Below are 26,606 nucleotides of genomic sequence, written 5' to 3' on the forward strand. Positions count from 1 at the left end.
ATAAATTTGTAATGAAGGGTGAGAAAATAGCAATGCCACTACCGCCTGGCCAAAGGGGATGCGCATTGTTTTTTTACCTTAATGCAGGAAATGTTCACAGCATTTCCTGCTTTTTTTCTGTTTGTTCTACTGTTTTTTACTGTTTCATAACGTTTTTTTGATGATGGTTTTTTATTCCCTTGTTGACATTTAATATATGGTTATCGTTTTGCCCTGTACTTCATAGCGGAAGTCTTCAGTCAGCTGTAAAGCGCTCAGGGCCTGTGTGACAGATTCATTGGCGAAGGCGCCGCTGAACACATAGTGCTTAGGTTTTTCATTCCGGAAAGTGATTTGCACCCCATACCAGCGTTGCAGCAGGAGGGCCAGTTCTTCAAAGTCAACAGCATCAAATTGCAGCCGGTTGCTCACCCAGGCGGTTTCGGTCAGGCTGCTGTCTGCCGCCGGCGCGGCGATAGCAGTGGCAACGGGAACGCCGGCATGCACGGGTTTCAGGTTTATCTTTTTTATAGGAACGGTTGGGATGCCGGTGGCATCCAGGGCCAGTTTTTCGTAGGGTCGCAACCGTATTTTACGGTCAGGTGTATGTTCGGTATATACTTCTACTGCGCCCTGCAGCAGGGTCGTTTCACATTTGGGTTGTCCGGGATAGGCTTTTACGTTAAAGGCAGTGCCCAGTGCCCTGATATTCACGCCGGCGGCATGTACTACAAAAGGGCGGCCAGGGTCGCGGGCCACCTCAAAATAGGCTTCTCCATCCAGCCATAGCTCCCGGTGCCCGGCATCGAGCACACAACGAAGCCGGCTGCCGCCGTTCAGATGTACAACGGTAGCGTCGCTGAGCCGGAATACTTTTCTTTCTCCGTCCATCGTCTGTACTATCTGGTCTGTAGCTGGTTTCCCGGACCGCTGAAAGAAAAACAGTCCCAGGAGGATACCCGCCACTGCGGCAGCACTCCAAAGCCAGCGGTAGGATCCTTTTATAGATGGGGCGGATGCCGGCACCTCCACTGCTTCGGCCATCATTTGCTGAAACACGGCTTCAGGCGGTGCTGTTTCTGACGGAACAGCTTTCCAGTATTGTTCCAGCAGTGACAGCACCGCCCGCTGCTCCGGAAAACGTTGCAGCAATGCTTCCAGCTCGGCCTTACCCGCAGCATCAATAGTGCCTGCCATGCTGGCGGCTATCAGTTCGTTCAGGCGTTGATCAGGTGTCATGTGTACATCCGGGAATATCATCTCCCCTATCCTTCAGACACGAAAAAATGATGGATTACCTACAAGCCTTTAAAATTTTTTTATGGAGAAGTGCCCGGATCATTTTTCCGGTTGCTGCAGTGGTTGCAACACCTGCCGCAGGCGGGCGATGGCCCTTACCAGCTGGGTTTCTACGGTGCGGGGTGAGATATCGAGGATAGTGGCTACTTCTTTATATTTAAATCCTTCTTCCCGGACCATACGGAAAATAGTGCGGCCCTGGGGCGACAACCGCTCTACAGCAGCATCCAGTGATTGCTGCAGCTCTTTCCATTCCAGCGAAGGCAAAAGCCCTGCTACTGCCGGTTCTTCAATCTCTTCCAATCCCAGCCACCGGTGTTGCTGATGGTCCCGTATATAATTATAGCTGCGGTTGCGGACAGCTGTATATAAATAGGTCTTTAATCGTATAACCCCTACCGTTTGTTTACGGTTTTTCCATAACTGCACAAACACATCAGACACGATCTCTTCTGCCGCCTCCCTGGTACCTGCCAGGTCGGTGGCAAAACGTACCAACCTGTTATAAAAATAATCGAACAACGCACGGAACGCCAGCTGATCATCATCACCAATAACAGACTGCCACAGCGTGTTTATTTCAGCGTCTTCCATACAATAGTTTTAAAAAATACGTGCACCCGGGTAAACTAATCATTTTTTCCCGCAAAGCAGCTATCCCTGCCTGTGAAAGTATCAGCATATTTTTCTTCGGTAATTAAGAAGTATCCTTCGGCACTGCAATGCATATTGGCCCAGCCTGGCTTAATTTTCCGGTACCGAATATACTCAACCGGAGACGAGCAATTTATAGTATATGAGAAAAACCGTACTGCTGTTGTTACTATGCCTGGGCAGTTTCAGCGACGTCGCTGCACAAGTACCTGTCAAATGCTGCGATGATGCCAGCTGCAGAGCAAAAGCAATAACTTATGCCCATTCCCTTTCTGCCCTTACCAAAATACTGGGCCGATGCCAGCCACAGGATAGTACCAACATACAACTGCTGGACAATCTGAAAAAAAGGGATATTAAAAGCTATCAGTCTTTTGTAGGCCTGAGTAAACAAACAGCCACCTTTATACATGACACCCTTAATGGCACCTGTTTTGCCGATGCCCTCCCTGATGACGAAGCCAGCAACGTATTTCAGTGGTTGTTATACATGAACCGCACGACTGTTTCCAGTCCTCAGTTTCCATCATCCGAATTCTGCGGCGGGCTGGAAAGACGGCTGGAGTTAGGTCAGGGTGCTGCTGATATTTTCAGTAGCCAGGTGGCTTATATGGGTACTCTCAGAGGATACCTGAGTTATACCTTTGCGCCCGCAGGTCAATGTGGTGGCCACCTGCGGCTGATGGCCGGACCAGCTGTCTTCCTTCGCGGCAATACTTTCTACACCACCCTCAGCAGCAGGCTGGCGGTAAGGATCACGGATATCTCCGTTAAAAAAATACCGGTAGGAGTAGGTAACCTCAACGTATATACGGAATATAACACCAGCTTCGTTCATTTCAACCAGGTGGCTGTCGGAGCCGAAGTGCAGCTAGGCCCTTTCGGTATCAATGCTTCCGTGAACAATGAACTGAAATCTGCCCGTATAGGCTTTGCCGTGGGCCTTGTATTATTTCATCAGCCTTTCAACAAAAAACCATGAACGTACTCATCACCAGCGGAGGCGGCGCCAAAGGCGCTTTCAGCGTGGGCGCATTGCGGCAGCTGCTGGCCGGCACCGGCATCCAATCTTTTGATCTCATCAGCGGCACCAGTACCGGCGCATTAATAGCCGCCATGGTGGCTGCCGGCAAAATACCTGAAGTAACAGACATCTACCTCAGCAACAGCAACGCCGATATCCTCAACAAACAAAATGTCATCAACAATATCCTCAATAACAGACCTTATCTTTACGATACCGCGCCACTCGAAAACCAGATCCGGCAACAGATGGACGATACCGCCTGGCAAACCATCCGGCAGTCCCCTTCCCTGCTTTGCCTGAACACTGTATGCTTACAAACCGGGCGGCTCAGTATTTTCTCCTCCCGCGCGCTGGCATCCGACCCGCATTACGACAATATTGTGATCGACTCTACCGAGATACTGGTAAAATCACTGCTGAGCAGCAGCAATCAGGCTGTTTTTATGCCGCCTGTAACCATCAATGACCGGCAATATGCCGATGGTGGCAACCGCGAGGTAATCCCTACCCGGGCTGTCATCAGCAACCTTTCCCGCCAGGAAGAGCACCGTATCTTTATCCTTAGTAATAACCCCGACACCCAGCTCGCTACCGGTAACGCCTATACGGCCCTGCTGGATGTGCTGATGCGTGCCATCACCATCTTCATACAGGAAGTACGGGAAAACAACCTGGAAGTATTGCGCAACTTCAAACTCACCACTACCAGCCCGGTAAAGGTCTATTATATATGCCCGGACGCAGAACTGGACCCGGATTTCCCTACAGGCCTGCGTTTCGATAAACTACTGATGCAGTCCTGGATGAAACAGGGTCAGCTACGCGCAAAAATGGTATTACAACAGTTCCCGGACGGGAATATGTAGTGCGGAACAAACTATGCGGTATATTAATTTAATAAAACAGCTGCTGCCTTTAAAAAATGCCGCAGGTCAGTGTAGCAGGCATGTTGATCATTATCACCGCAGCCCTCATTAATCCGGCAGTCAGCCTAAGAGCCGAGTAAGTATAACAGCTGATCAGCTTCTCCCTGTTTGCCGGGCAGGAAATGCAGATGTACTTCCTGTCCGGTGCTGATAGCTAATTCCGGCGCCCGCAAGGGCTTCAGCAGATAAAGGGTATCACCTAAACGGATATACGTATCCTCCACTCTTTTGCCTCTTCTGATAGGATGCAGGATCTCTGTGACCCTGCCGATAACAATTACTTTTTCCCTGCTGCGATGTTCCCGGACCAGCTGTTTGTCTGTTTCCGTTAATGCCGCCGCTGCTTTAACCGCCGGCTGGTTGGGATAAGATACCTGCAGCAATACGCCGGTGGCGCTGATATGTAACAATACTTTCTCTCCGGAAAGACCCTCCGCCTGTTCAATAACACCCGGATAAAAGGCAGCCTGCTGTTTACCCAATATCGATATACCTGGCAAAGGTACCGCTACCCGGTATACTTCCCCGTTAGCGGCCACATAGTCCAAACCACCCCTGCCATTGGGTTTCAACGCTTTCAGCTGCAGCTCCACAATACCTTTGCGGCCATCCTGTATGCCCCGCTGGCTGCGACGCGACATCAGCCACATCCCCCGCCACATAAAAAAACAAAGGGCTGTCAGCAGTAAAAAGGCAATCGCTACCGGAATCGAAATTCCGGCCTCGCCCATCCGTGATGAACCCAGCAACAATATTCCCAGGTCCAGCGCAACAAACGTCAGCAGCACCAGCATCCTCAACCGGCGCCCTTTCACACGGCCCAGGCTTTTCAGCAATTGTATGTCCTCCGCTGTAAGACGGGTCTCTTCCTTAATCATACAACGAAGTTACTAAAAGGAAATTGCTCTGACACGCTCTGCCGGTATCTTCCAACCATTGAAACGGTAAAGGGTATACGTCTGAATTAAAGTATCTTTGCAAAAACCGGAACCCATGGAGCATATCGACATCATCACCGCCACCAATGATCATCTCCCACTCCTGCAGCAACTGGCTTCTCAAACCTTCCTCGAAACTTTTGCGGCTTACAATACCGCCAGCGATATGGAGTCTTATGTTTCCAGGCACTTCAATCCGGCACAGCTTGCCCTGGAGATCAATTCACCGGACAGCAACTATTATATTGCCTTCCATCAGCATACACCTATCGGCTACATCAAACTCAACACCGGCGAAGCACAAACCGAGATTAAAAAACCGGATACCCTCGAAATAGAACGCATATACGTACTACAGGCTTATCAGGGACTGAAAGCAGGGCACCACCTGCTGGAGCATGCCATCACTATTGCCCGACAGCTACAAGTAACTTACATCTGGCTGGGCGTTTGGGAGAAAAATGAAAAGGCCCTCGGCTTCTACCGTAAACACGGCTTCATTCCTTTCGGCACCCATATCTTCCTGCTCGGCTCCGATGAACAGACCGACATTCTCATGAAACTGGAGCCCGGAAGCACGCTGTAATCCTTTACTGTTTTACCTGTGGAAGCACAGGCAATATCACTCCTGAAGGATGGACCGCATCATGATATATGCGGATAGTGGCTTTGCGGAAATCATTCTCTGTAGCTTCGTAAATGTTGACGAACTGCTGGGGGTTTCTGTCAGCCAGCGGGAACCAGCTGCTTTGTATCTGCACCATGATACGATGCCCCTTTAAAAAGGTATGTGCAATGTCCGGCAGGTTAAAACGGACTTTTTCAATTTTCCCTGGCACAAATGGTTCGGGGTCAGCAAAACTATGCCGGTAGCGTCCTCTGAAAATATCACCCCGTACCAGCATCTGGTAACCTCCCATCTGGTAAGGGCCACCGGCATCGCGGGTTTTGTTGGGCGGAGGAGCACCCGGATACTGGAAATCATCCGGAAATACGTCAATGATTTTCACTACAAAATCAGCATCCGTTCCGGAAATACTCACGTTCAGATCGGCTGTTACAGTGCCTCCCAGTGTAACCGGTGCCGTTAGCACGGCTGTTTCAAATGTCAGCACATCACAGCGGCGTGAGGCAAAGCGCTGATCATCGGTCATATAATCCCGGGTACGGATATAGTGCACATCTTCCGTATAAGGTACCGGACGCGCCGGATCACTGATGTATTCAGTGTATACCGGGGTCTGCGTCTTCGGTGGCGCCCATGCCAGCGCAGCATCGGGCTGCAGGTATAACGTTGCAGGCTGTACGTAGGAAGCAGGCCACTCCGTAAACTGCCGCCATTGGTTTTCTCCGGTAAAAAACACCGTCGCTTCCGGCAAGGCATCCAGCGAACCTTTGCCTTTCAGATAATAATTAAAGAAAGGTACTTCGATGTTATCCTGGTACCAGGTTGCCGTATTACTGCTGAAGCGGATGTTGCCCAGCCGGGAACCATCTGCAGCAGCCCATTGTCCGTGATACCAGGGCCCCATCACCAGTTTATTGAAATGTGTCACGGGCCTTTTCTTTTCAATAGCCTTATAAAGATTCCAGGCACCAAAACAATCTTCCGCATCAAAGAGACCACCCACTACCAGCGAAGCCGGTTGCAGGTGCTGTACGTAGTTACGCGGGTCGCGGGCTTTCCACCAGTCATCATAGTTGGGATGTGCCATGATTTCTTTCCAGAAAGCCAGGCTGTCGCCGGTAAGACGGGTGAAATTTTGAATGGTACCTATTTTCAGAAAAGTATTGTAATTATCCGCGCAGGGCAGTTTCAGCGCCTGTACCGGTGCTACAGATACGGGATGCGGATGGGGATATCCGAAACCTTTGGTATAAAAACCAAAACAATCCATGAGGAAAAAGGCGCCGTTATGATGAAAGTCATCACCGTGAAACCAGTCTGTCACCGGTGCCTGGGGACTAACAGCCTTCAGCGCCGGATGCCCGCTCAAAGCGCCCATGGTAGTATAAAACCCGGGATACGATATACCGAAAAGGCCTACACGCCCGTTGTTATGCGGTATGTTCTGCAACAGCCAGTCGATGGTATCATAAGTATCACTGGCTTCATCAATATCGGGTGCTTTTTTATCCGGGTTAAATGGCCGGATGTCAACAAAACTGCCTTCACTCATCCATCGCCCCCTTACATCCTGCAACACAATGATATAACCTTCACGCACATACTGTTTCCAGTAGGTATTCCACAGATTGGGGCTGAATGCTTCTCCGTAAGGTGCACTGGAATAGGGTGTGCGGGTCATCAGCACCGGATGTTTTTCACTGCTGTCTTTGGGTTGATAGATAACGGTGAACAGCTGTACACCATCACGCATACGGATATACTGTTCCCGTTTGATATAGTTGGCTTTCACCCAGATGGAATCGGAAGCCGACCGCGCGGCTGCTGTCAGAGACAGCAGCCCGCATATCAGCCCTGTTAAAACATATCTCATGGTTTCCGCTTTGTCCGCAGCTAGTACCCTTTATTCTGGGGGAAGCTGGCGGGATCATTATGTATATTGATTTCGCTTTGCGGGATGGGAAACAGCAAGCGGTCTGTGTTCAGTACCGGTGTGGGCAGTCCGTATTCCTGCAGCAGATGGGCCTGCATAACTGCCACTCCTTTGCTGTTGCGGGCGAGGTCAAACCAACGATCGTTTTCGAAGGCCAGTTCTACCCTCCGCTCCCGGAACACTGCGTCCCGGAAGCTGGCCTGATCAGGAAGATCGACCGTTGTTTTTTCCGGCAGGCCGGCCCTTTTGCGGACTGCATTCAGGTATCCAAAAGCAGTGCCATCGCCGGTTCCCCCGTTATATCCCTGTTCATTGAGCGCTTCTGCCTGTAACAATAATATATCAGCATAACGCAGTACCGGGAAGCTGCTGCCACCATCATTGGTAGCACCAGGCACGTCCAGGTATTTTTTCACATAGTTGCCTTTCATCAGGTTGGTAGCTGAATTGTAATAAACGGTGTCCAGCGAAATGCCCAGCCGCTTGTCTCCTGCTTCGTAAGCCGCCACCAGGTTACGTGTAGGACGGTTATTGTTGGAACCGCCGTACAGTATGCCGTTATAGAAAAAAGAAACCGGCACCATATCAGCGAAATAGTTGTTGCCTTCAGAAGGACTCAGTCCTTTTTTAAAGCGCACGGCAAACAACATTTCCGTGTTGATGATATTGGCAGGTTTATACAGGTCGGCATAATCACTGACCAGACTATAATTGCCTACATTTTTAAGGGCTGTCAGGGCATTGGCCCATTTCTTTTCCGTGACCAGCACTTTACCCAGCAGACCATATGCACTGCCGGCGGTAGCACGCCCATAGTCGTTGACGTTAGTGTACACCGCAGGTAACAGGGAAGCTGCCGTTTGCAGATCATTTTCAATCTGTGCATATACTTCAGTTACCGCATTCCTTTTATGGTTCAGTGCCTGGCTGGTGGTTTCGGTTTTGATGACCAGCGGCACAGGACCGTATAGCCGTACCAGGTTGAAGTAAGAAAGCGCGCGCAGGAAGAGGGCTTCTCCTTTGAATTGTTTTTTGGAAGAATCCGGGATAGCTGCTGCATCAATCTGATCCAGCACGGCATTGGCCCGGGTAATGATCACATAGGCGCCGGCATAACCATCGCTGATAAAAGGATTGGTCGTCACTTCGGTGAAGAAGTCTATCTGTGAAGCCACGCCTGCCAGTGCTCCCCTGTCCCAGATATCGGAGTTGTCGCTTCGTACTTCCATCAGGTAATAATAGCTTTTACCGTAGGTCTGGGTGCTTTGCAGCCCATCATAGATAGCGTTGACACCTTGCTGGAAATCGGAGGCTGTTTTAAAAAAGGTAGCCGTCGTTTGATTGGACTGTGGCGTGAGATTGATAAAATCCTTGCTGCACGCAGTCAGCAACAGGCAACTGACAATGACTGCTCCGCAGGCTTTGAAAAAAGGCAGGTGATATATAGTTGATAATTTCATGAGTGCCTGGTTTTAGAATGAAAGATTTAAGCCGGCAATAAAGGTTTTAGGTAGCGGGTAAGTACCATAGTCTTCCCCTTGTGAGAGCGGACTGTCGGGTCTGGCGTTGACTTCCGGGTTGTAGCCGGTGTAACGGGTCCAGGTGTAAATGTTTTGTCCGGACAAATACAGGCGCAGGGAACGGACATGATTACCCAGCTGTTTGCTGTTGAAAGTATACCCGATGGTCAGGTTACGTAAACGCACAAACGAACCATCTTCCACATGGAAAGAACTGATCTGGGCGCTGTTGGCATTGGTAACCCTGTTGGCCCGCATCACGTTGCCATCGCCTGGGTCCTGTGGGGATTTCCAGGACGATACTGCATCGGCCATCTGGTTAGCATTACCTTCCATATTAAAGATGAAGCGGCGCTGCAGGTTGAGGATTTCGTTGCCCTGTACTCCCTGCAGGGATACAGCCAGGTCAAATCCTTTGAAGCGGAGTTCGTTGGTCAGGCCCCAGATGTAGTCCGGGAAATAGCTGCCGATGGCGGTACGGTCGTTGGCATCAATCTTTTTATCACCATTCACATCAACGAAGCGGCGGTCGCCCGGCTTGGCCGTCGCATAATGCGGATAGGCGTTGATTTCATCCTGGTCTTTAAACACGCCACCATTTACATACCCATAATAACTGCCGATCGGCTGCCCTACTGCCGTAATAAAGAGCTGGGAGATCGTACCATTACCGCCATCAGACAGAATGGGCGCATTACCGGGGCCCAGCTGCAGCACTTTGTTTTTGTTGGCAGCTATATTAAAGCTGGTATTCCAGGAGAAGGCGCCGGTAAGGTTATGGGTGGTAATCCCGAGTTCCACCCCGCTGTTCTGTACCTTCCCTACGTTACGGAGGGCTGTGGCAAAACCGGAACTGAAAGGCACCGGTACATTCAGCAGCAGGTCGGAGGTGGTGGTTTTATAATAATCAGCGTTGAGATAGATCCGGTTGGAGAACAGCCCCAAATCCAGACCGGCATTGAGTTGCGCGGTTTTCTCCCAGGTCAGGTCCGGATTGGCCGGTTGTGCCAGTCCTGCACCATTCACCACGGTACCGTTGCCATTACCCAGGATATAGTTGTTGGATGCCAGCAGATCGTAAGAGGCGTAGTTGGCAATCTGGAAGTTACCGGAAGTACCGTAACTAACCCTTGCCTTCAGCTCTGAAATCACCGGCACTTTAAAGAAGGCTTCGTTGCTGATCAGCCACCCGCCTGAAATGGAAGGGAAATAGCCCCATTTGTTGTTGGCACCGAAGCGGGAAGATCCATCGCTACGCATACTGGCACTGATGAAATATTTATCGTTGTAGTTGTAGTTGATCCTGCCCAGATAAGATAACAAAGACCACTGGGAAGTGTTGGAAGTGCCACTGGTAATAGTAGCCGCATTTATCGTATGTACGGCATCGTTAGGGAAGCCGGTACCAACGGTTTCATTGGCTTTGGTGGTGTTTTTCTGGGAGGTATAACCAGCCAGCACATCGAAGTGGTGTTTGGACACTTCAAAATGATAGTTGAGGGTGTTTTCCCAAAGCCAGTTCACCGACTGGGCCGTTTGAGCGGAGCCTTTAGGTATGGTGGGCGCACCTTGTTGAATAGGTTTGTAGCTGCCCAGTGTGGAAGGCCGGTAATAATTCCGGTTGAAATAGTTGATATCAGTACCGAAGAAGGTTTTGAAAGTGAGGCCTTTTATAATGGTATATTCTCCGTAAATATTTCCCGGGTTACGGATGTGGTCCAGTTTGTCTTCTATCTGAGTGGCCAGTGCCACGGGGTTTTCACCGCCTGAATATCCGTAGGCCCATACGTTTTGTTTGTTGGTGGCCAGGGAGCCGTCGGGGTTGTAGACCGGGAAGATGGGAGCGGCTTTGAGGGCGTTGCTCAGGATACCATCGAATGTCCAGGGACCTTCACTGTTGATGAGATCATAATGATCGAAGGTAGGATTGAGGGAGATGCCCACCTTGAGCCGGGGAGTAAGGTTGGCGGTCATATTGGCGCGGACGCCATATCGTTTATATCCTGAACCGATCACGATTCCTTTCTGGTCGAGATAATTTCCGGAGATATAATACTGGAATTTATCATTGCCGCCGGAGGCCGAGAGGGTATGGTTCTGGACAGGTGCTGTGCGGAATACGGCATCCTGCCAGTCGGTATTAACCAGGCCAGGCTCTCCTCTGAGATAGGGTAATATCTCAGGTGCTATCTGGAAGTTGGAGTTGCCCCGGGTAGCGTTGTCATCGTTGATGCTACCGGAGGGTTTTGCGTCGAGGTATGCATTGTTTTTGGCATCATATGACAGTTTGGCCCATTGGTAGGCATCCAGCATTTTTATTTTTTTGCTGACCTGCTGAAATCCGCCATAGGCATTGTAGCTGAATGAGGGCGGGCCTTCCCTTTTGCCTTTTTTGGTGGAGATGAGCACCACACCGTTGGAAGCCCGGGAGCCGTAGATGGAGGCAGCAGAAGCATCTTTCAGTATTTCGATGGATTCGATATCGTCACTGTTGAGTGTACTGAGTGGATCGGGGGATTTCTGGAAGGAAGCCTGACCGGTGATATTGACCACATCGGTGGTGCCTTGCAGGTTTTTGAGGTCGTTGGATAACGGGAACCCATCTACGACGTACAGTGGATCGATGCCGGCGGAGATGGAGTTGAGGCCCCTGATACGTACACTGATACTACCGCCGGGGGCGCCAGTGTTCTGGATCACCTGTACGCCGGCCACTTTACCAGCGATGGCCTGCTGGAAGCTGGATACCGGCTGGTCTTTCAGTTGCGCTGCACGGATGGAAGATACAGCGCCGGTTACTTCCCGGCGTCTTTGTACGCCATAGCCTACCACGACTACCTGGTTGAGGGAAGAAGTCGTTTCTTTAAGGGTGGCCGGGAGTTGCAGCGGGCTGTTCTCTTTGAGGCTGTATCCCGACAGTACCAGGGGTTCCAGTCCTACAAAGGTAAAGCGGAAACTATAAGGCCCTCCGGCGGGCAGGTTGATAAACTGAAATACGCCGGCGGCGTTGGTTTGTGCCGAGCTAACGGCGCCGGTGGAGGTGTTGGTAGCCGTTACAGAAACGCCTGGCAGCGTTTCGTTCCGGTCGTTGCGTACAGTACCGGTCACGCTTACACGTTGTTGCGCCAGCAATAACAAAGGGGAAAATAAAGCCAGGACCAACAGGGAGGTCCACCGTTCCCACTTACGTGCACTAAAGTAAAATAAGTCCATAGATAACTTTTGGTTTAAACAAATGAATATCCATTACCAGGTTTGGCCTGGTAATTATCCCGGGTAGAAAAAGGTTGACAATCTTTTTTTAGATGAGTTTGCGCTTTGATCGCGTATCAAAAACGATCGATTTCGGTTGTTGCGCTGTTGCCTTTTGCAGGCAGCGAACAATTAATGTTATTCGATAAAAGTATAAACAAGTTTTTAGTCCACCAAATTTATAGACTACTAACTTTCCCAGTACCTGTCTAAAGGAGTTTTTTCCGGATGAATGGCATATCTACATATAATACGCAATCGTCACATTAAATATTTAACAGGTCTGTTTTCAATTAAATATTTTCAATATATCAATATCCTGTGTCGTTAATTTCCGTTGCCAAATACAGATAAACTAATATTATTATATTAATTAAATATACAATTCAATTAATCAGCTCCTGGCAATTCATTTTCGGCACTTCATCAATTTTCATAAATAATAATATAATACAAATTAAGCATTCAATAATTAATCTATCTATGTTCAGGGATCAATGGGTTCAAACAATGATAGATGTCAAAATATTTAATATAGACTCTAATTTAGTTGTAACAGAATTGTATACCTTCATTATTTCATATTGATTAATAATACAAATAATATCATATAATTTACTAATACTATTATTTCACTGATACCACTCTCCTTCCATTCAGAAATTAATTAATAAAATATAATAATATTATACTAATTTAACATCTTATAAATAACGCAGCACACCCGCTTTTACGAGTCAATTCAATTTAACAATATCTATTGTATTAGTTAAAATACACATAAAAAATGACCGCAATCAGTCACGAAAAATTACTGGAGTTAGGGTTCACTTTTCAGCAGGCCAAAAGGTCCTATAAAATCGAAATAGACGGGTCTGGTTTTGGGGTGGTACAAAATGGTCCGCGCTGGTTATTCTCTCCGTTACCGATGGAACACGTATCCCTTGTAACCGTTAATTCTGCGGAAGAGCTGGAAGAACTGGTTTATACCGAAACCGGTAAACGACTGAGTACCGGTCAAACTGCCTGATTGTAATTTATGATATTTACTTAAAGTTTTGCTTTACTTCAATCAATATCATTAAAATAATTATAAATCAAATAGTTACAATACACTTATTGAACATAAAATGTAATAAAAAAATGCAGGTAGTGATACCTGCATTTTTATTAAATACTACATATTAAATAGCGCTATTTCAGCCATTTCTTAAGATCATTGATAAAAATTGCCTGCTGATCAGTGAACACATTATGCGATGCACCGGTTAGATAATCCATGTGCTCTGAACCAATAATACCCTCCAGATCACCCACCTGTTTTTCAGAGAATAACCCATCCTCCTTTCCATAAATCCCATACACTTTTACCTTCCTGGCCACCACATTTTTGATGTTGGGCAACACGTTCAGTGTAGTATAATGTTCGTTCTTCCAGAAGCCATTGGGTGCCTGTCTGGTCATCTGGCTGCCATACTTTTTGAGCAGGCTGTCTTTAGCCGCTTCGCGGTAAATAGCCTTCGCTTCCTCAGAAGGATGTTTGGGTGTATAGAAGCCATTGAGCATGGCATGACCCAGTGTATAGGAACTGTACATCAGGCCGGCGGTATCCATTCCTTCTATCAATGAAATATATTGCAAATTGGCACTGTCATGTTTTTCACGATAGATGTCTTTTACCCTCCGGAGAATGGTACGGAAGTTTTCCTGCGCTTCCACCAGGGCACTGGCCAACACCACGGCATCTACTGCCGCCGGATGTTTTTCTGCATACAGGGTAGCCAGTACTCCACCGAAACTATGTCCCAGTAAAACCGCCTTTTTTAAATGATATGTTTTGTAAAGACCATCGATATCAGTCAGTGCTTCGTCGAAGGTAAACCGGGCAGCGGTGTCTGGTGAACGGCCTTCTCCTCTCCGGTCATATACGATCACAAAAAAACCTTTTCCGGCCAGTTGAGCTGCTGTCGTCACTTCAAAATTAACGGCATTATAACCCGGACCTCCATGCAGAAAAATGATCGGTTTGTCTTTGGGATTGCCATAGGTTTTTACATATAATGTCTGGGCGTTGGCATAAAGTGTGGTGAAAAATAAGAGGACAGTGAGGATTTTTTCATGAAGGTATAAGGATTTTTATTTATCTAATGTCGGAAAAAAGCACCATTGTCAACCTGGCTCCTTACATTTGCGCTTCAACATTTTTTATGAAAACGACAATTTGTATAACCTCCCTTTTCCTATTGACGGTTATTTTCAGCTCTTTCCGTATCCCACCCCGGAAACAATATTGTAATTCCCGATTTCAGTTCTGCATGGAATACCCACAGGATTTTAAAGGCGAAGGTGAGTCTACCAGCGGTGACGGCCAAACGTTTATGGCACGCCAGGGCAGCGCTAAAATCTGGGCCTTTGGTCACCTCGTACTCGATCCAAGAGACCTGGATGAAAACGCTGACCCCGATCCTATGAAATATGAGCTCAAATCAGCCACCAGCGACTATAAAGTGGCGTATAAAGTTGTCAAGCCCAACTTCTTCATTTTCTCCGGCACCGATGATAAAGGCAATATTGTATACTGTAAAACTGTCAAACGTAAAATTGATTACCTCGGCGATCCCGCCACTGAAGTTTTCCAGACGGTGATGATCCTTTATCCCGCTGCAGAACAGGAAAAGTATAAAGACTATTGTACTTATATCGCAGGAAGCCTCAAATAACGAGGGGCTTCCACCTTCCCTTTCATATTCTCCGTTAATTATTATACCTTCCGGATTTAAAGCTAACAACCAAAGTCAACAACTACTACCACGTGAACATGAACTGTCCATCTGCACCCGGCAGCAAGACAATGACAAGACCATAATAATTCCTCGTGATGAGTAACGATCAGCCAACCACCTTCCGCGATCCGTCAACTGCGGAGTATCCGCAGGAAACCGCCAACACGTTGTTATGGGAACAGGTACGCCAGAACAACCAGGAGGCACTGGTAGCCCTATACGAAAAAATGTACCTGCACCTGGTCAACTACGGCATCCGCAGCTGCAGCGACGCCGAGCTCACCAAAGATGCCATTAATGATGTATTCCTGGAAATATGGGACAAACGGCACCAGCTGCATACTGTACGCAATGTGAAGTCCTATCTCTTTACCTACCTGCGTCGCAAGATATTTGCCGGTATCCGTAAACAACAACAAACCGGCGCGGCTGCCGACGCCTTCGCAGCTGCCGCCCCCTACGAACTGTCGTATGAGGCCCGTATCGTGGCCGTACAAACCACTGAAGAAACCAGACAAAAAGTACGCAGGGCCATGACACAGCTTACTCCCCGCCAAAAACAACTGGTAGAACTACGTTACTTCGACGGCCTCCCCATGGAGGAAGTAGCCCGTCGCGCAGGCATCACCACCAAAACCGCCTACAATACCCTGGGCTTCGCCCTCAAAGTATTGTCGGCCGTTTTCTCCCTGCTCACCGCACTAATGCTGGCCAAAGTACCGGGTAAATAAAACAGCCCGGTCGTCTTCAAAAAAAAATTCCGGATTTCTTTGGGAATATCCGGGCATTCCCCACACTATATCATAGCAATACAATCATGGACCATTCTTTTACTTCTGCGGAAGACTTTTTACATAATGATTCATTCCTCCGGTACTGCATGGGCCTGGATGAAAAAGAAGTCCTGTGGTGGGACACCTGGATCCAGGAACATCCTGAGCACCAGGCACATGTTGACCAGGCCAGGGAGATATTCAATGCCATCAACGGTCAGCAGGGGCAGCTTCATGCTGCAGTGGGCCATTTCAGGGTATTGCTCCGGGAACATGCTACCCAGACGGCCACACAGGAGCCTGCAACCCCAACGCCACCTGTACGGGGTCAGCAACGCCGCCTGCACTGGTGGCATGCCGCAGCTGCTATAGCGCTATTACTCACCGCCGCCGGCGGCTGGTATCAGTATAGCCATTACCGTAACCAGCAGCAGATCGCTGCCAGAACACGAATGTCTGATGTACAACCCGGCTCCTCCCGGGCCATGCTCACCCTGGCCGATGGCACCAGCGTTCCGCTGGACTCCACCGGTGCCGGCAGGTTCCAGGAAAAAGACGGTACCCGTATCAATAAAGGTCAGGGTACCCTTACCTACGACAACAACAACCACGAAGAAGAAACCGTCCTGTTCAACACCCTGAGCACTCCCCGCGGCGGCGAATACCAGCTGGTACTTCCCGACGGCAGCAGGGTATGGCTCAACGCCGCTTCTTCTCTCCGCTTCCCTACCCGCTTTACCGGAAAAGACCGTACGGTTTATCTTACCGGTGAGGCCTATTTTGAGATTGCACCTAACGCCAGCCAGGCCTTTCATGTACAGCTGAACAATGGTCAACAGATAGCGGTACTGGGTACCAGCTTCAATGTCATGGATTATGAAGATGAGCATGCCACCCAAACAACACTGGTCACCGGGAAAGTAAAAGTAACACTGCCCGGCGGACAACAAACGCTGCTCGCCCCGGCACAACAGGCTACCATCACCAAAGGAAGCGATCGTATAGCCGTTACCGATGCCGACATCGACAAAACCATTGCCTGGAAAACGGGGACGTTTGAATTTGATGAAGATGAGCTGCCCACTATCATGCGGCAACTGGCCAGATGGTATGATGTCCGGGTGGTATATGCAGGCACGATCCCCACACAGCATTATTCCGGATCTATCCGCAAACAGGCTACCCTGTCGCAGGCCCTGCGCATCCTGCAAACAGCCGGTATCCACTATTCCGTCACCGATAAAACAATTACTATACAAACAACCAGCAACTGATGTAAGTATCCAATGCTAAGCGGACATCTTTCGCCAAAGACCGTCCTCTTTCCACGTGTAATTCCAACTGTCAAACAATTAAATCGTTCAGTAACAGCAACCAGATCTAATAAAAAAACCGGAGAAGTCGCCACTTCCCCGGTCATAAAATGTTCCGGTAAACAAAAAACAAATATTGTCGTAAAGGCTTATTGCTCACCAAAAACCTATCAAAGTTATGCCATTTAGAAATGCCGTCAAACACCGGTGGTCGCCGGTGTGCGCGCAAATGCTGAAAGTTATGAAGCTAACCGCTTTACTGCTCCTGGTGCTTGCACTGCAGGTCAGTGCCACCGGCTACTCTCAGAAGCTGACCCTCGACATGCGGCATGTGCCGCTGAGCAGGGTGTTCAGGGAGATCAGGAAACAAACCGGTCTTACCTTTTTCTACAACTCGGAAATGCTGAAAAAAGCAGACAAGGTATCCGTCTCCGTAGAAAAGGCTGACCTGGCAGAAGTTATGCGCCAATGTCTTGCTGACAACCAGCTCAACTACAGTATTGTAGACAATACGATTATCCTCTCTGTCAAAAATGACCTGGCAGCGGTGAAGCCCGTTGCCAATATATCCGTATACGGCCGTATCACCGATGCACTGACAGGAGAAGCACTAAGCGGCGCTTCCATCAAACTCAAAGGCACCAGCAAAGGCACCAGCACCGATGTCAATGGTAACTTCACCCTGGAGCTGCCCGATGGAGGCGGTACCCTGGTGATATCCTATTTGGGTTATGAAGCGGTGGAGAAACAGGTATCTCAGGCCGGCTCCCTCAATATACAGCTGCGCCAGAAAGCCGTGCAAACAGAAGAAATGGTGATCGTGGGTTATGGCAGCCAGAAAAGAAAAGATGTTACCGGCTCCGTATCTTCTGTAAGGGTAAATACCATCAGTGCCAATGTTTCCAAAAATATCAGCAGTGCCATCCAGGGAAGGGTGCCCGGCGTTTCTATAGAATCTGCCAGCGGCGCTCCCGGCTCCGGCCTCAACATCACTATCCGCGGGTTAAGCACCCTGGGCAACAATGCCCCGCTGTATATTGTGGACGGTGTGTTTGTCAGCAATATCGACGGAGTAAGCCCCAACGACGTAGAGTCGATTGAAGTACTGAAAGACGCTGCCACTGCCAGTATCTATGGTTCCCGCGCTGCCAACGGCGTGGTGATCGTCACCACCAAAGGAGGCCTTAAGGAAACCACCCCCAAGCTCGAAATAGACAGCTGGGTAGGTGTACAGTCCATCCCCAAAAGAATGAGCCTCCTCAATGGCGAACAGTGGACCAAACTGATGCAGGCCAACCTGTCCGGTATTCCTGATTATGCTGGTGTCAACAGCAACTGGCAGAACGCCATTTTCCGTCAGGCTACCGTTACCCGTACCAACGTTAATTTCAGCGGTGGCTCCAAAAACTTCACCTATAACCTCTCCGGTGGTTATCTCAAGGAAAACGGCACCATGATTCATACGGATTACTCTGCCGTCAATTTTCGTATAAAAACACAGTTCGAAAAAGGACGTTTCCGGATAGGCGAGACCGTTATGATTAAAAGAGGCGGCGGCCGTTTGGCTCCCAGCGGCGGAGACCAAACCCACAGTCTCATAGGCAGTGCGCTCGTCATGCCATCTACAGTTCCGGAATATGATCCTACCAATGAGCTGGGCGGCTTTGGCAGAAGATCCATCTTCATGAAAAACCTTTCCAACCCGGTAGCCCTGCTGGAAAGGGTCAATAGAAGCTCCAAAGAGCTGAACTTGCTGGCCAATGCATTTGTAGAAGTGAAACTAATAGAAGGGCTGCGATATAAATTTAACTTAGGGCTCACGGAAATACAGGGTTACAACCGTACCTATACCGGTATTTACGACGATGGTAACGCCGCTAACCAGTTGCCCGATCTGACCGAAGGTTCTTCCATCAGTAACTCCTGGCTGGCAGAAAATACCCTCAGTTATACCAAAAAACTGGGCAAACACCATATCGATGCGGTAGTCGGCTACACCGCACAGAAAAACATTTACTCCGGTTTCAGTGCTGCCCGCAACGACCTCCCCGAAGGTACTTCCGTAATGGGTGCCGGCACTGCCAACTCCCAGCAAAACGATGGTAGTGCTAATGTCAGCGCTATCCTCTCGAGTTTCGGACGTATCATGTATTCCTTTGACTCGAGGTACCTGTTTACCGCTTCTATCAGAAGAGACGGCTCTTCCCGTTTTGCCAACGATTACCAGTTCGGCTCCTTCCCCTCCTTCTCTGCCGGCTGGAATGTCCACAACGAAAATTTCTTCTCCGGTTTGCGAAACACGATCAGCAATCTGAAACTGCGCGGCAGCTGGGGTATGCTGGGCAACCAGGAAATAGGCAACTACCTAACCCAGTCTGCTATTACCAGTGGTATCAACTACGTACAGGGCAATGTGTTGTGGCCCGGTGCTACCGTAAGTTCCTATGCTTCTCCTACCGATCTTTCCTGGGAAGAAACCAAAATCATTAACGGCGGTATAGATGCCGGTTTCCTGGACAACAAACTGTTCTTCATCTTTGATGTGTTCCATAAAAAGACCAGCGGTGTATTGCTGGGCGTGCCTTTCCCGTTGTCTGTAGGTAAAACAGGTACTCCTACCCTCAACGCCGGTATCATCGAAAACAGGGGTTATGAGGCTTCCGTAGAATATACCAATGAAACCCGCAGCGGCCTGAAATACCGCGTAATGCTCAACTTCTCACATACTGCCAACGAGATGACCGCCATCAATATCGGTTCCGGCCGGCAAGAGTTTGGTGACATCTCCCGGGCCAAAGTAGGTGTTCCAATAGGCTCTTTCTACCTCATTAAAACCGATGGTATTTTTAACTCGGAAGAAGAAATAAAAGCATATAACAAAGGTGGCACTCCCATACAACCCGATGCCAAACCCGGCGATATCCGGTTTGTAGATTACAATGGCGATGGCAAAATCGACAACCAGGACGTACAGAACCTGGGCAGCCCCTTCCCTAAATTCAATATGGGACTGGCCGCCAACCTGTCTTACAAAGGTTTTGACCTGAACATTTTCTTTGAAGGCGTTTCCGGTAATAAAATCTATAACGGCAGAAGACAATGGATGGAAAAAATGACCGAAGTGACCAACTTCTCCACTTCCGTACTCGATGCCTGGACACCGGACCATCATTCCAACTTCCCACGGTTCACCTTATCTGATCCCAATAACAACAAAAGGGAAAACAGTGACCGATGGCTGGAAGACGGCTCCTATCTGCGTTTTAAACGACTGGAGATAGGATACAGCGTGCCTAAAACCCTGACCGGTAAATGGGGTATAGACAGAATACGGGTATTCGGTTCTGCGGAAAATCTGTTCACCGCTACCAAGTACAAAGGTTACAATCCGGACCTGGGCATTGCCCCGGGTAGTGGCGTTCTTACCAGAGGTATGGACAATTCCTGGGATGCGTACCCCTTGTCCCGTACTTTCCTGCTGGGCCTCAACCTTTCCTTCTAACCATCCAAAAAACAATGTTGCACAATGAAAAAGTCATTTAAATATATCGGGGCGCTCACCTTGCTGATGACGCTGGCCGGCAGCTGCAATGAACACGACTTCCTCACACAGGATAATCCCAATAAAATCACCGAAACCAATTTCTGGAAAGATGAAAACAGTCTGAGTATGGCGCTGGCAGCCGCCTACAGCCCGCTCCGGCTACCGTTGTACGGCTACTGGGGTGCCTTTACAGGTATACAGGACATCAACGCCCTTGGTGACGATGTATATACCATCCCTGGCGAAGAACCACCCACCTGGGCCATCGCCTCTTTCACCAATGATGAAAACAACAAAGATGCGACCGACATCTTCGAAAAAACCTACCAGTGCATTCACCGCGCCAACCTAATTCTGGCCAGAATAGATCAGGTACCTATTGATGCTGCCAAAAAAGAAATATATATCGGAGAAGCCAGATTCCTCCGCGGCCTTTCCTATTTTATACTGGCTTCCAACTGGGGTGCCGTACCTATCAGGACTGCACCGGTAGAAACAACCAACGCCTACGCTACCCCTTGCAGCAGTAAGGAAGAAGTATGGCAGCAAGTGATCAGCGATCTTTCTGCCGCTAAAGACAAACTACCTGTAGCCCGTACATCCAAAGAAATGGGACGCGCCACCAGCGGTGCCGCCATCGCCTTCCTGGGTAAAAGTTATCTCTTCATGGAAAACTACCCGCTCGCAGAAAGCACCCTGGCCCTGCTCAGTAAAGCACCCTATGCCTACGGACTGGTAGACAATTTCGAGGATAACTTCACCGACGCCAACGAATTCAACAAAGAATCCATCTTCGAATGGGTATCCGCACCATTGGGAAATCCATATGGCCCCTGGGGTGCAGAAACCACCAATTCGCCCATGTACAACTACATCCCGCAGTTTATCGGCCCTCCTGCCGGTGGCGGATGGTTTAAATATCTCCCGTCCAACTATCTGGTGGCCCAGTTCGTCAAAGAACCACGTCCGGCAGGTTCCGATACCAAATTCGATAAAAGAATGTACGCCTCGCTGATGTGGAAACATTCCACCCTGGGTGAAGCAGACCAAACCTGGTACAACGGGAAAACCTTTGATGAACTATGGAGTTCTGCCCATAAAAAAATTCTCCTGCTCTATCCTGGTACCCAGCTGGACACTGTGACCTACGGCCGTTTCCTGATTAAAAAATATACAGGTGCCTGGCGTAATGTGGCCGATGCTGATAACTACTGGGGCGCTACGCCTTCTACTGCCAACTACCGTGTGATGCGTTATGCCGAAGTATTACTGATGCATGCCGAAGCAGCCGCCCGCAATGGTCATCCCGACCTGGCACTCGCAGACATCAATCTCATACGCACCAGAGCTGGCCTCACAGCCAAAACAGCCACAGATCTGCCCGGCCCCGATCAGCTGATAGCGGAAACGGACCACCAGAAACTACTGGAACTGTTCTACGAACAAAACAGGATATACGATCTCAGAAGATGGAACAAGTCTGCTGCGCAGCTGGGAGCGCTCTTCCTGGCAAGAGATAAACAGGGTGCCAGCAGCTTCAAGGCAAGACATTATGTATTACCAATACCGGCCGGGGAACTGAACTCCAATCCCAAAGCCACACAGAATGATCTCTGGAAATAATATGCCCACCTTCAAAGTATGGAGCCCCGTGCTCCATACTTTGCATTAATACTCCATCGATGCAAAGACTACTGCTATCCCTGCTGCTGATCATCAGCGGATGTACTGCCCACACTGTACAGATTAAAATGGATATCCCTCCTGCGTTGCAGGACCTGTTGAAAGCCAGCCATCAGGCCGGAGAACTGCCAGCCAGCTTCCGTAATGGATACCTGCTGCTCAACCAGCGTGATGAACCCGGCATGATATACCTGGTCAATACGGATGGCAAAATTGTATGGTACCATCAGGTAAAAGGCACCGGGTTTAAAACAGCGCATTTCACCGCACAGCAAACTATCCTCTGTATACTTGGCAGCAAGGAATATCCTACCAGCTATGGCAACGAGATCCTGGAAATAAGCCTCCATGGCGACACGCTGCTGCATCTGCAAAAAGGGCAGCAGGATTTTACCAGTGATGTGCATCATGAAGTATTACGGACCGCTGGCGACAATATTGTAGCATTGACCAGCATAACGAAAATCATGGACCTTTCCTTACAGGGAGGCAGTGAACAGGACACCGTTAAAAGTGACGGTATTGTGATGATGGACCGCCAGGGGCACCGGCTCTGGCAGTGGACGGTGTTTGATGAGCTGGAACCTACTGCTGATACAGCCATCCTCCGTACCCGGCACGACTGGATGCATGCCAACAGTCTGAGTTATGATAAAGACAGCAACTACCTGATTTCTTTTTACAACAATGGTCAGATATGGAAACTGAATGCCAGGACCGGTAAGGTGATGTGGAAGTTTGGCAAAGGCGGAGACTTTACGATCCCCGCTGCCGGCGCTTTTGACATGGGGCATGCTGTGCATGTCAATGCTGAAAATGACCTGATGTTGTTTGACAACGGCCCTTCCCGTCAGCAATCGCAGGCACTGGCTTTCCGGCTCAATGACAGCAGCAGGCAGGCCAGCGTTACGATGCAGGCCGTTCTGCCCCCTTACCTTTTTAATGAACGGATGGGCAGTGCTTATCTGGTAGACCATAACCATGTGCTGCAGTGCTGCTCCCGGCGCAATACCGTGATACTTACAGACAGGAAGGGCCAGCCGCTGTGGACTTTGCGCTGCACCTTCATTCCTTATCGCGCGGAGTTTATTTCCGCATCGGCCCTACTTCCCTATACCTTTCGAAATTGATTGTCGATACGACACTTAAAAAATGTCACTTATGATCAAAACAAACGATCTCCGTACAGGTGCTTTTCTGATAGCAGCTGCCGCAGTTATAATCTGGTCGTGCAACAATGGCAGCAGTGCCAAAGTACCGGTGCCCATGCCGGCAGACAAACCATTGTTGCCCCGGGCAGACACCAGTGCCATCCCGGCCGGCAAATATGGGGAGATGGTGCGTTATGGCCGTGCGCTGATGATGAACACCGCCTATTACATAGGCCCGGAAGGGGTTAGCGGCAAATACCTGGGCAACCGGATGAACTGTACCAACTGTCACCAGGATGGTGGTACGAAACCATTTTCATTTAACCTGATGTTATCACATGCGCAGTACCCCCAGTACAGGGCCAGAGAAGGTAAGGTGCTGACACTGGCAGAGCGGGTGAACAACTGCGTTACCCGGCCGCATAACGGCAAGCCCCTTCCGCTGGACAGTAAAGAGATGGTGGCTTTCCTGTCTTACTTCAGGTGGATCAATAGTTTTGTAGCACAGGACCGTTCCTATAAAGGAGGACATAACCTGGATATCACCTTTCCTGCCGGGGCTGCCAGCCCGGAAAGAGGCAAAGCCTTGTACCAGCAGCATTGCGCCCGCTGTCATGGGCCGGAAGGAGCAGGACAGGCTGCGGGGCTGACTTACGTTTATCCGCCGCTGTGGGGCCCGTACGGTTATCAGCCAGGGTCCAGTATGCACCGGGTCATCAAACAGGCACAATGGCTGAAAGCCAATATGCCATATGATAAAGCAACGTGGGAGAAACCATTCCTGACGGATGAAGAAGCACTTGATATCGCGGCCTATGTAAATGATGACAGCATCCACCCACGCCCCGATGTTAAAAACTACGATTATCCGTACAAGGAAGAAAAGGCCATCGATTACGACAAAGGTCCTTTTGCAGACACCTTTTCTGCCCAACAACACAAGTACGGCCCATTCCAGCCAATCATCCGCTACTGGGAAAACAAAGGTTTAAAAGCCGTATACTGATTCGGATTCCTGACACTATTCTATGCCTGCTATAAAAAGCTTCCCCGGTTTGTGGGAAGCTTTTTGCTTTGTTGTACCACAAAATTAATTTGGCTGTAAGTAAATTAATGTCTACCTTAATTGCCGGATTTTAACCACACATTTTTTTCTGGCAGTTTTGTTTATCAACACCTCTAAGATTAGTGAATACCCCCAGTAAACCAGGAGAGAGACAGATTTTTCACACAGTATTTATGTAAACCATGTCATTGTCATACATCGATAAGACATTGTTTTGTGACAAGACATGACCATATCATTATTGTAACCAACATCGATAGGAGTGTTGAAACAATTGACAAAACCATATTGCAGACAAACGATAGGAACATTGTTTTGTAACGACAAAGTACATACCGTGGATACAGGTATCAATATAAATATGCTGACAGCAATGTTACATACGATCTGGTACAGGTTCGTGCACCGGGTTGCAGCGACGTTTTTCCGCCAGCCACCGGGGAAGACTACTGCAGCCAGTACCTATATAAAACAGGTTAGTCATCTCAGCTATACAAACGTCAGGGTAGGGTTTACATTTCTTTCTAACGTCGAAGCACCTACGAAATCTCACAGCAGCTTCCTGGTAATTGCTTACAATGGAAGACTTGTATTTGGCAACCTGCTGACCATGGTCGGCAGCAGCACCTATCCTGATATTTTAAGACAGGCGCCCATCAGGGCCTCTCCTCCTGTCACCCTGTTTCACGGATTCATATAAAGACCATGACGCAGTTGTGTTCGAACCTAATCATGCCAATACAGGAGTATTATTATCAGCCGGGTAATCACGATACCAGGAAAACCAATAAAAGCACAGCTATCCATATCACCTGTTATTTTATCGTATGACGACCTCTTTCCACACACCACTACACTATCTCCGGGCATTCATCAACGCCCGTTTGTCTGTCCACTTCGGCCATACCAGCAGCCTCACCATGGGCGATGCTCCTGTGTTGCAGGATGGCTCTCCTTTTGCCACCTGGATAGATGAAGTCCAGCCAGGCAGGGAAGAACTGATAAGCCTGTTGCTGGCACTGGTACCTCATCTGCAACCCGGCTTTCTGGAAGACATCCTTGCGGAGTATATTCCGGAAGGCAGTGACTTCATCCCTATTGGCGGCGTAAAAAACCTTTACCACAGGGGCTTACTGCCTACCGGTGAAACACTGTTATTTATCCTCGCCGGCAATGATACAGATGCCAGAGTAGCCATTCAAAACAGGCTATTACAAGGTAGCATCTTCCGGCAGGGTATTCTCCGTATAGAAGCCGTACCTCCGGGAGCACCAGCCATGTCCGGACGGCTGCTGCTGTTGGAAGAAACCATTATTCACTGGCTGACCGGCAACAAACAACGCTCCGGGCTCCCCACGGGAATGGCTGAACGTATTTCCACCGGTCAGGAATGGAACGACCTCGTACTGAATAACAACACCATGCAGCAGGTGCAGGAAATAACACAGTGGCTGAAATATGCCAACACCATGCAGTCCGAATGGCAGCTGAAATCCGGGAACAGAGCGGGTTACCGCGCCCTGTTCCATGGCCCTGCCGGCACCGGAAAAACCATGGCTGCAGCCCTCCTGGGCCGAAACACCCAACGGGAAGTATTCCGGATAGACCTGTCCAGGGTCGTTTCCAGGTACATCGATGAAACAGAAAAAAACCTAAACCATCTCTTCGACAAGGCAGAACAAAAAAACTGGGTCCTGTTTTTTGATGAAGCCGACGCCTTGTTAGGTAAAAGAACAGAGATAAAGGATGCACATGACCGATACGCCACCCTTGAAACCAATTATCTGCTTCAACGTATGGAAGCCTATAAGGGCCTCATCATCCTGTCATCCCGTTATAAAGAGAACATGGATGAATCTTTCCTCCATCGGCTACAGAACATCGTACACTTCCCTGTTCCAGCCCCCTCCGAAAGATACCTCCTCTGGAGCCGCGCCTTTCCCGACAAAATAAAACTGGCGGAATCTATCTCCCTGGAACATATCTCCCGGCATCATGAGCTGACTGGCGCCAATATCAACAGCATTGCTTTCCGCTGCTGCCTGAAACTCTTTGGTGACCAGCGCCTGGAGCTTTCAGACGACGACCTGAAGGAAGCCATCCATCTTGAACTGGTAAAAGAAGGTAAAGTCTGACC

General features: G+C 49.1%; 20 protein-coding genes. 13 read left to right on the forward strand and 7 right to left on the reverse strand.

Translation table 11 applies throughout. From position 1 onward, the window contains the following. Nucleotides 1-189: 189 nt before the first annotated feature. Together KD145_RS06080 and KD145_RS06085 are read right to left on the reverse strand one after the other, a co-directional pair. The gene (locus KD145_RS06080) at nucleotides 190-1,218 is read right to left on the reverse strand and encodes a FecR family protein (protein WP_212005015.1); all 1,029 of its coding nucleotides are present in this window, start codon (nucleotides 1,216-1,218) and stop codon (nucleotides 190-192) included. A 99-nt stretch (nucleotides 1,219-1,317) separates the two neighbouring features. After that, entirely contained in the window at nucleotides 1,318-1,872 is a 555-nt protein-coding gene (locus KD145_RS06085; protein ID WP_212005016.1) for an RNA polymerase sigma-70 factor, read from the reverse strand. A 202-nt stretch (nucleotides 1,873-2,074) separates the two neighbouring features. Between KD145_RS06085 and KD145_RS06090 the strand changes: the two genes are divergently transcribed. Next, entirely contained in the window at nucleotides 2,075-2,914 is an 840-nt protein-coding gene (locus tag KD145_RS06090; RefSeq protein ID WP_212005017.1) for a hypothetical protein, read from the forward strand. Then, on the forward strand, nucleotides 2,911-3,825 hold the full coding sequence (locus KD145_RS06095; RefSeq protein WP_212005018.1) for a patatin-like phospholipase family protein: 915 nt from the start codon (nucleotides 2,911-2,913) through the stop codon (nucleotides 3,823-3,825). The genes KD145_RS06090 and KD145_RS06095 overlap by 4 nt, the downstream gene beginning before the upstream one ends. 125 nt (nucleotides 3,826-3,950) lie before the next feature. On the opposite strand, the gene KD145_RS06100 is transcribed toward KD145_RS06095, so the two are convergent. Next, nucleotides 3,951-4,763 carry a hypothetical protein gene (locus KD145_RS06100; RefSeq protein WP_212005019.1) on the reverse strand — a complete coding sequence of 271 codons (813 nt, stop codon included), beginning with the start codon at nucleotides 4,761-4,763 and terminating at the stop codon, nucleotides 3,951-3,953. A 115-nt stretch (nucleotides 4,764-4,878) separates the two neighbouring features. Between KD145_RS06100 and KD145_RS06105 the strand changes: the two genes are divergently transcribed. After that, nucleotides 4,879-5,409 (forward strand): GNAT family N-acetyltransferase, encoded by a 531-nt coding sequence (locus KD145_RS06105; protein WP_212005020.1) that lies wholly within the window; start codon nucleotides 4,879-4,881, stop codon nucleotides 5,407-5,409. Between the two features lie 4 nt (nucleotides 5,410-5,413). Here the strand turns inward: KD145_RS06105 and KD145_RS06110 are convergent, their stop codons facing one another. The 3 genes from KD145_RS06110 to KD145_RS06120 are packed head-to-tail and all read right to left on the reverse strand — an operon-like array spanning nucleotide 5,414 to nucleotide 12,117. After that, on the reverse strand, nucleotides 5,414-7,324 hold the full coding sequence (locus tag KD145_RS06110) for a CocE/NonD family hydrolase (RefSeq protein WP_212005021.1): 1,911 nt from the start codon (nucleotides 7,322-7,324) through the stop codon (nucleotides 5,414-5,416). A 20-nt stretch (nucleotides 7,325-7,344) separates the two neighbouring features. Continuing rightward, nucleotides 7,345-8,844, reverse strand: a complete 1,500-nt coding sequence (locus tag KD145_RS06115) for a RagB/SusD family nutrient uptake outer membrane protein (protein WP_212005022.1) — start codon at nucleotides 8,842-8,844, stop codon at nucleotides 7,345-7,347. A 12-nt stretch (nucleotides 8,845-8,856) separates the two neighbouring features. Next, nucleotides 8,857-12,117, reverse strand: coding sequence for a TonB-dependent receptor (locus tag KD145_RS06120; RefSeq protein ID WP_212005023.1), 3,261 nt, complete (start codon nucleotides 12,115-12,117; stop codon nucleotides 8,857-8,859). An 826-nt stretch (nucleotides 12,118-12,943) separates the two neighbouring features. On the opposite strand from KD145_RS06120, the gene KD145_RS06125 reads away from it, so the two are divergent. After that, nucleotides 12,944-13,186 (forward strand): hypothetical protein, encoded by a 243-nt coding sequence (locus KD145_RS06125; RefSeq protein WP_212005024.1) that lies wholly within the window; start codon nucleotides 12,944-12,946, stop codon nucleotides 13,184-13,186. Between the two features lie 164 nt (nucleotides 13,187-13,350). Here the strand turns inward: KD145_RS06125 and KD145_RS06130 are convergent, their stop codons facing one another. Continuing rightward, nucleotides 13,351-14,268 (reverse strand): alpha/beta hydrolase, encoded by a 918-nt coding sequence (locus KD145_RS06130; RefSeq protein WP_212006715.1) that lies wholly within the window; start codon nucleotides 14,266-14,268, stop codon nucleotides 13,351-13,353. Nucleotides 14,269-14,471: 203 nt separating this feature from the next. On the opposite strand from KD145_RS06130, the gene KD145_RS06135 reads away from it, so the two are divergent. The 9 genes from KD145_RS06135 (at nucleotide 14,472) to KD145_RS06175 (ending at nucleotide 26,604) form a co-directional block, all read left to right on the forward strand. Further along, nucleotides 14,472-14,876, forward strand: a complete 405-nt coding sequence (locus KD145_RS06135; RefSeq protein ID WP_212005025.1) for a hypothetical protein — start codon at nucleotides 14,472-14,474, stop codon at nucleotides 14,874-14,876. A gap of 158 nt (nucleotides 14,877-15,034) precedes the next feature. Continuing rightward, complete coding sequence (locus KD145_RS06140) at nucleotides 15,035-15,670, forward strand: RNA polymerase sigma factor (protein WP_212005026.1); 636 nt, start codon at nucleotides 15,035-15,037, stop codon at nucleotides 15,668-15,670. 86 nt (nucleotides 15,671-15,756) lie between these two features. Next, nucleotides 15,757-16,986, forward strand: coding sequence for a FecR family protein (locus tag KD145_RS06145; RefSeq protein ID WP_212005027.1), 1,230 nt, complete (start codon nucleotides 15,757-15,759; stop codon nucleotides 16,984-16,986). 280 nt (nucleotides 16,987-17,266) lie between these two features. Then, nucleotides 17,267-20,527 carry a TonB-dependent receptor gene (locus KD145_RS06150; protein WP_212005028.1) on the forward strand — a complete coding sequence of 1,087 codons (3,261 nt, stop codon included), beginning with the start codon at nucleotides 17,267-17,269 and terminating at the stop codon, nucleotides 20,525-20,527. A gap of 24 nt (nucleotides 20,528-20,551) precedes the next feature. Further along, nucleotides 20,552-22,192: a RagB/SusD family nutrient uptake outer membrane protein gene (locus KD145_RS06155; RefSeq protein WP_212005029.1), complete on the forward strand. Its 1,641-nt coding sequence runs from the start codon at nucleotides 20,552-20,554 to the stop codon at nucleotides 22,190-22,192. Nucleotides 22,193-22,251: 59 nt separating this feature from the next. After that, nucleotides 22,252-23,382: an aryl-sulfate sulfotransferase gene (locus KD145_RS06160; RefSeq protein WP_212005030.1), complete on the forward strand. Its 1,131-nt coding sequence runs from the start codon at nucleotides 22,252-22,254 to the stop codon at nucleotides 23,380-23,382. 31 nt (nucleotides 23,383-23,413) lie between these two features. Further along, a complete protein-coding gene (locus KD145_RS06165) occupies nucleotides 23,414-24,409 on the forward strand; it encodes a c-type cytochrome (RefSeq protein ID WP_212005031.1) in 996 nt (331 codons plus the stop codon). 433 nt (nucleotides 24,410-24,842) lie between these two features. Next, a complete protein-coding gene (locus tag KD145_RS06170; protein WP_212005032.1) occupies nucleotides 24,843-25,169 on the forward strand; it encodes a hypothetical protein in 327 nt (108 codons plus the stop codon). Between the two features lie 127 nt (nucleotides 25,170-25,296). After that, a complete protein-coding gene (locus KD145_RS06175) occupies nucleotides 25,297-26,604 on the forward strand; it encodes an ATP-binding protein (RefSeq protein WP_212005033.1) in 1,308 nt (435 codons plus the stop codon). Nucleotides 26,605-26,606 lie beyond the last annotated feature (2 nt).

This window comes from Chitinophaga sp. HK235, assembly GCF_018255755.1.
Lineage (GTDB): Bacteria > Bacteroidota > Bacteroidia > Chitinophagales > Chitinophagaceae > Chitinophaga.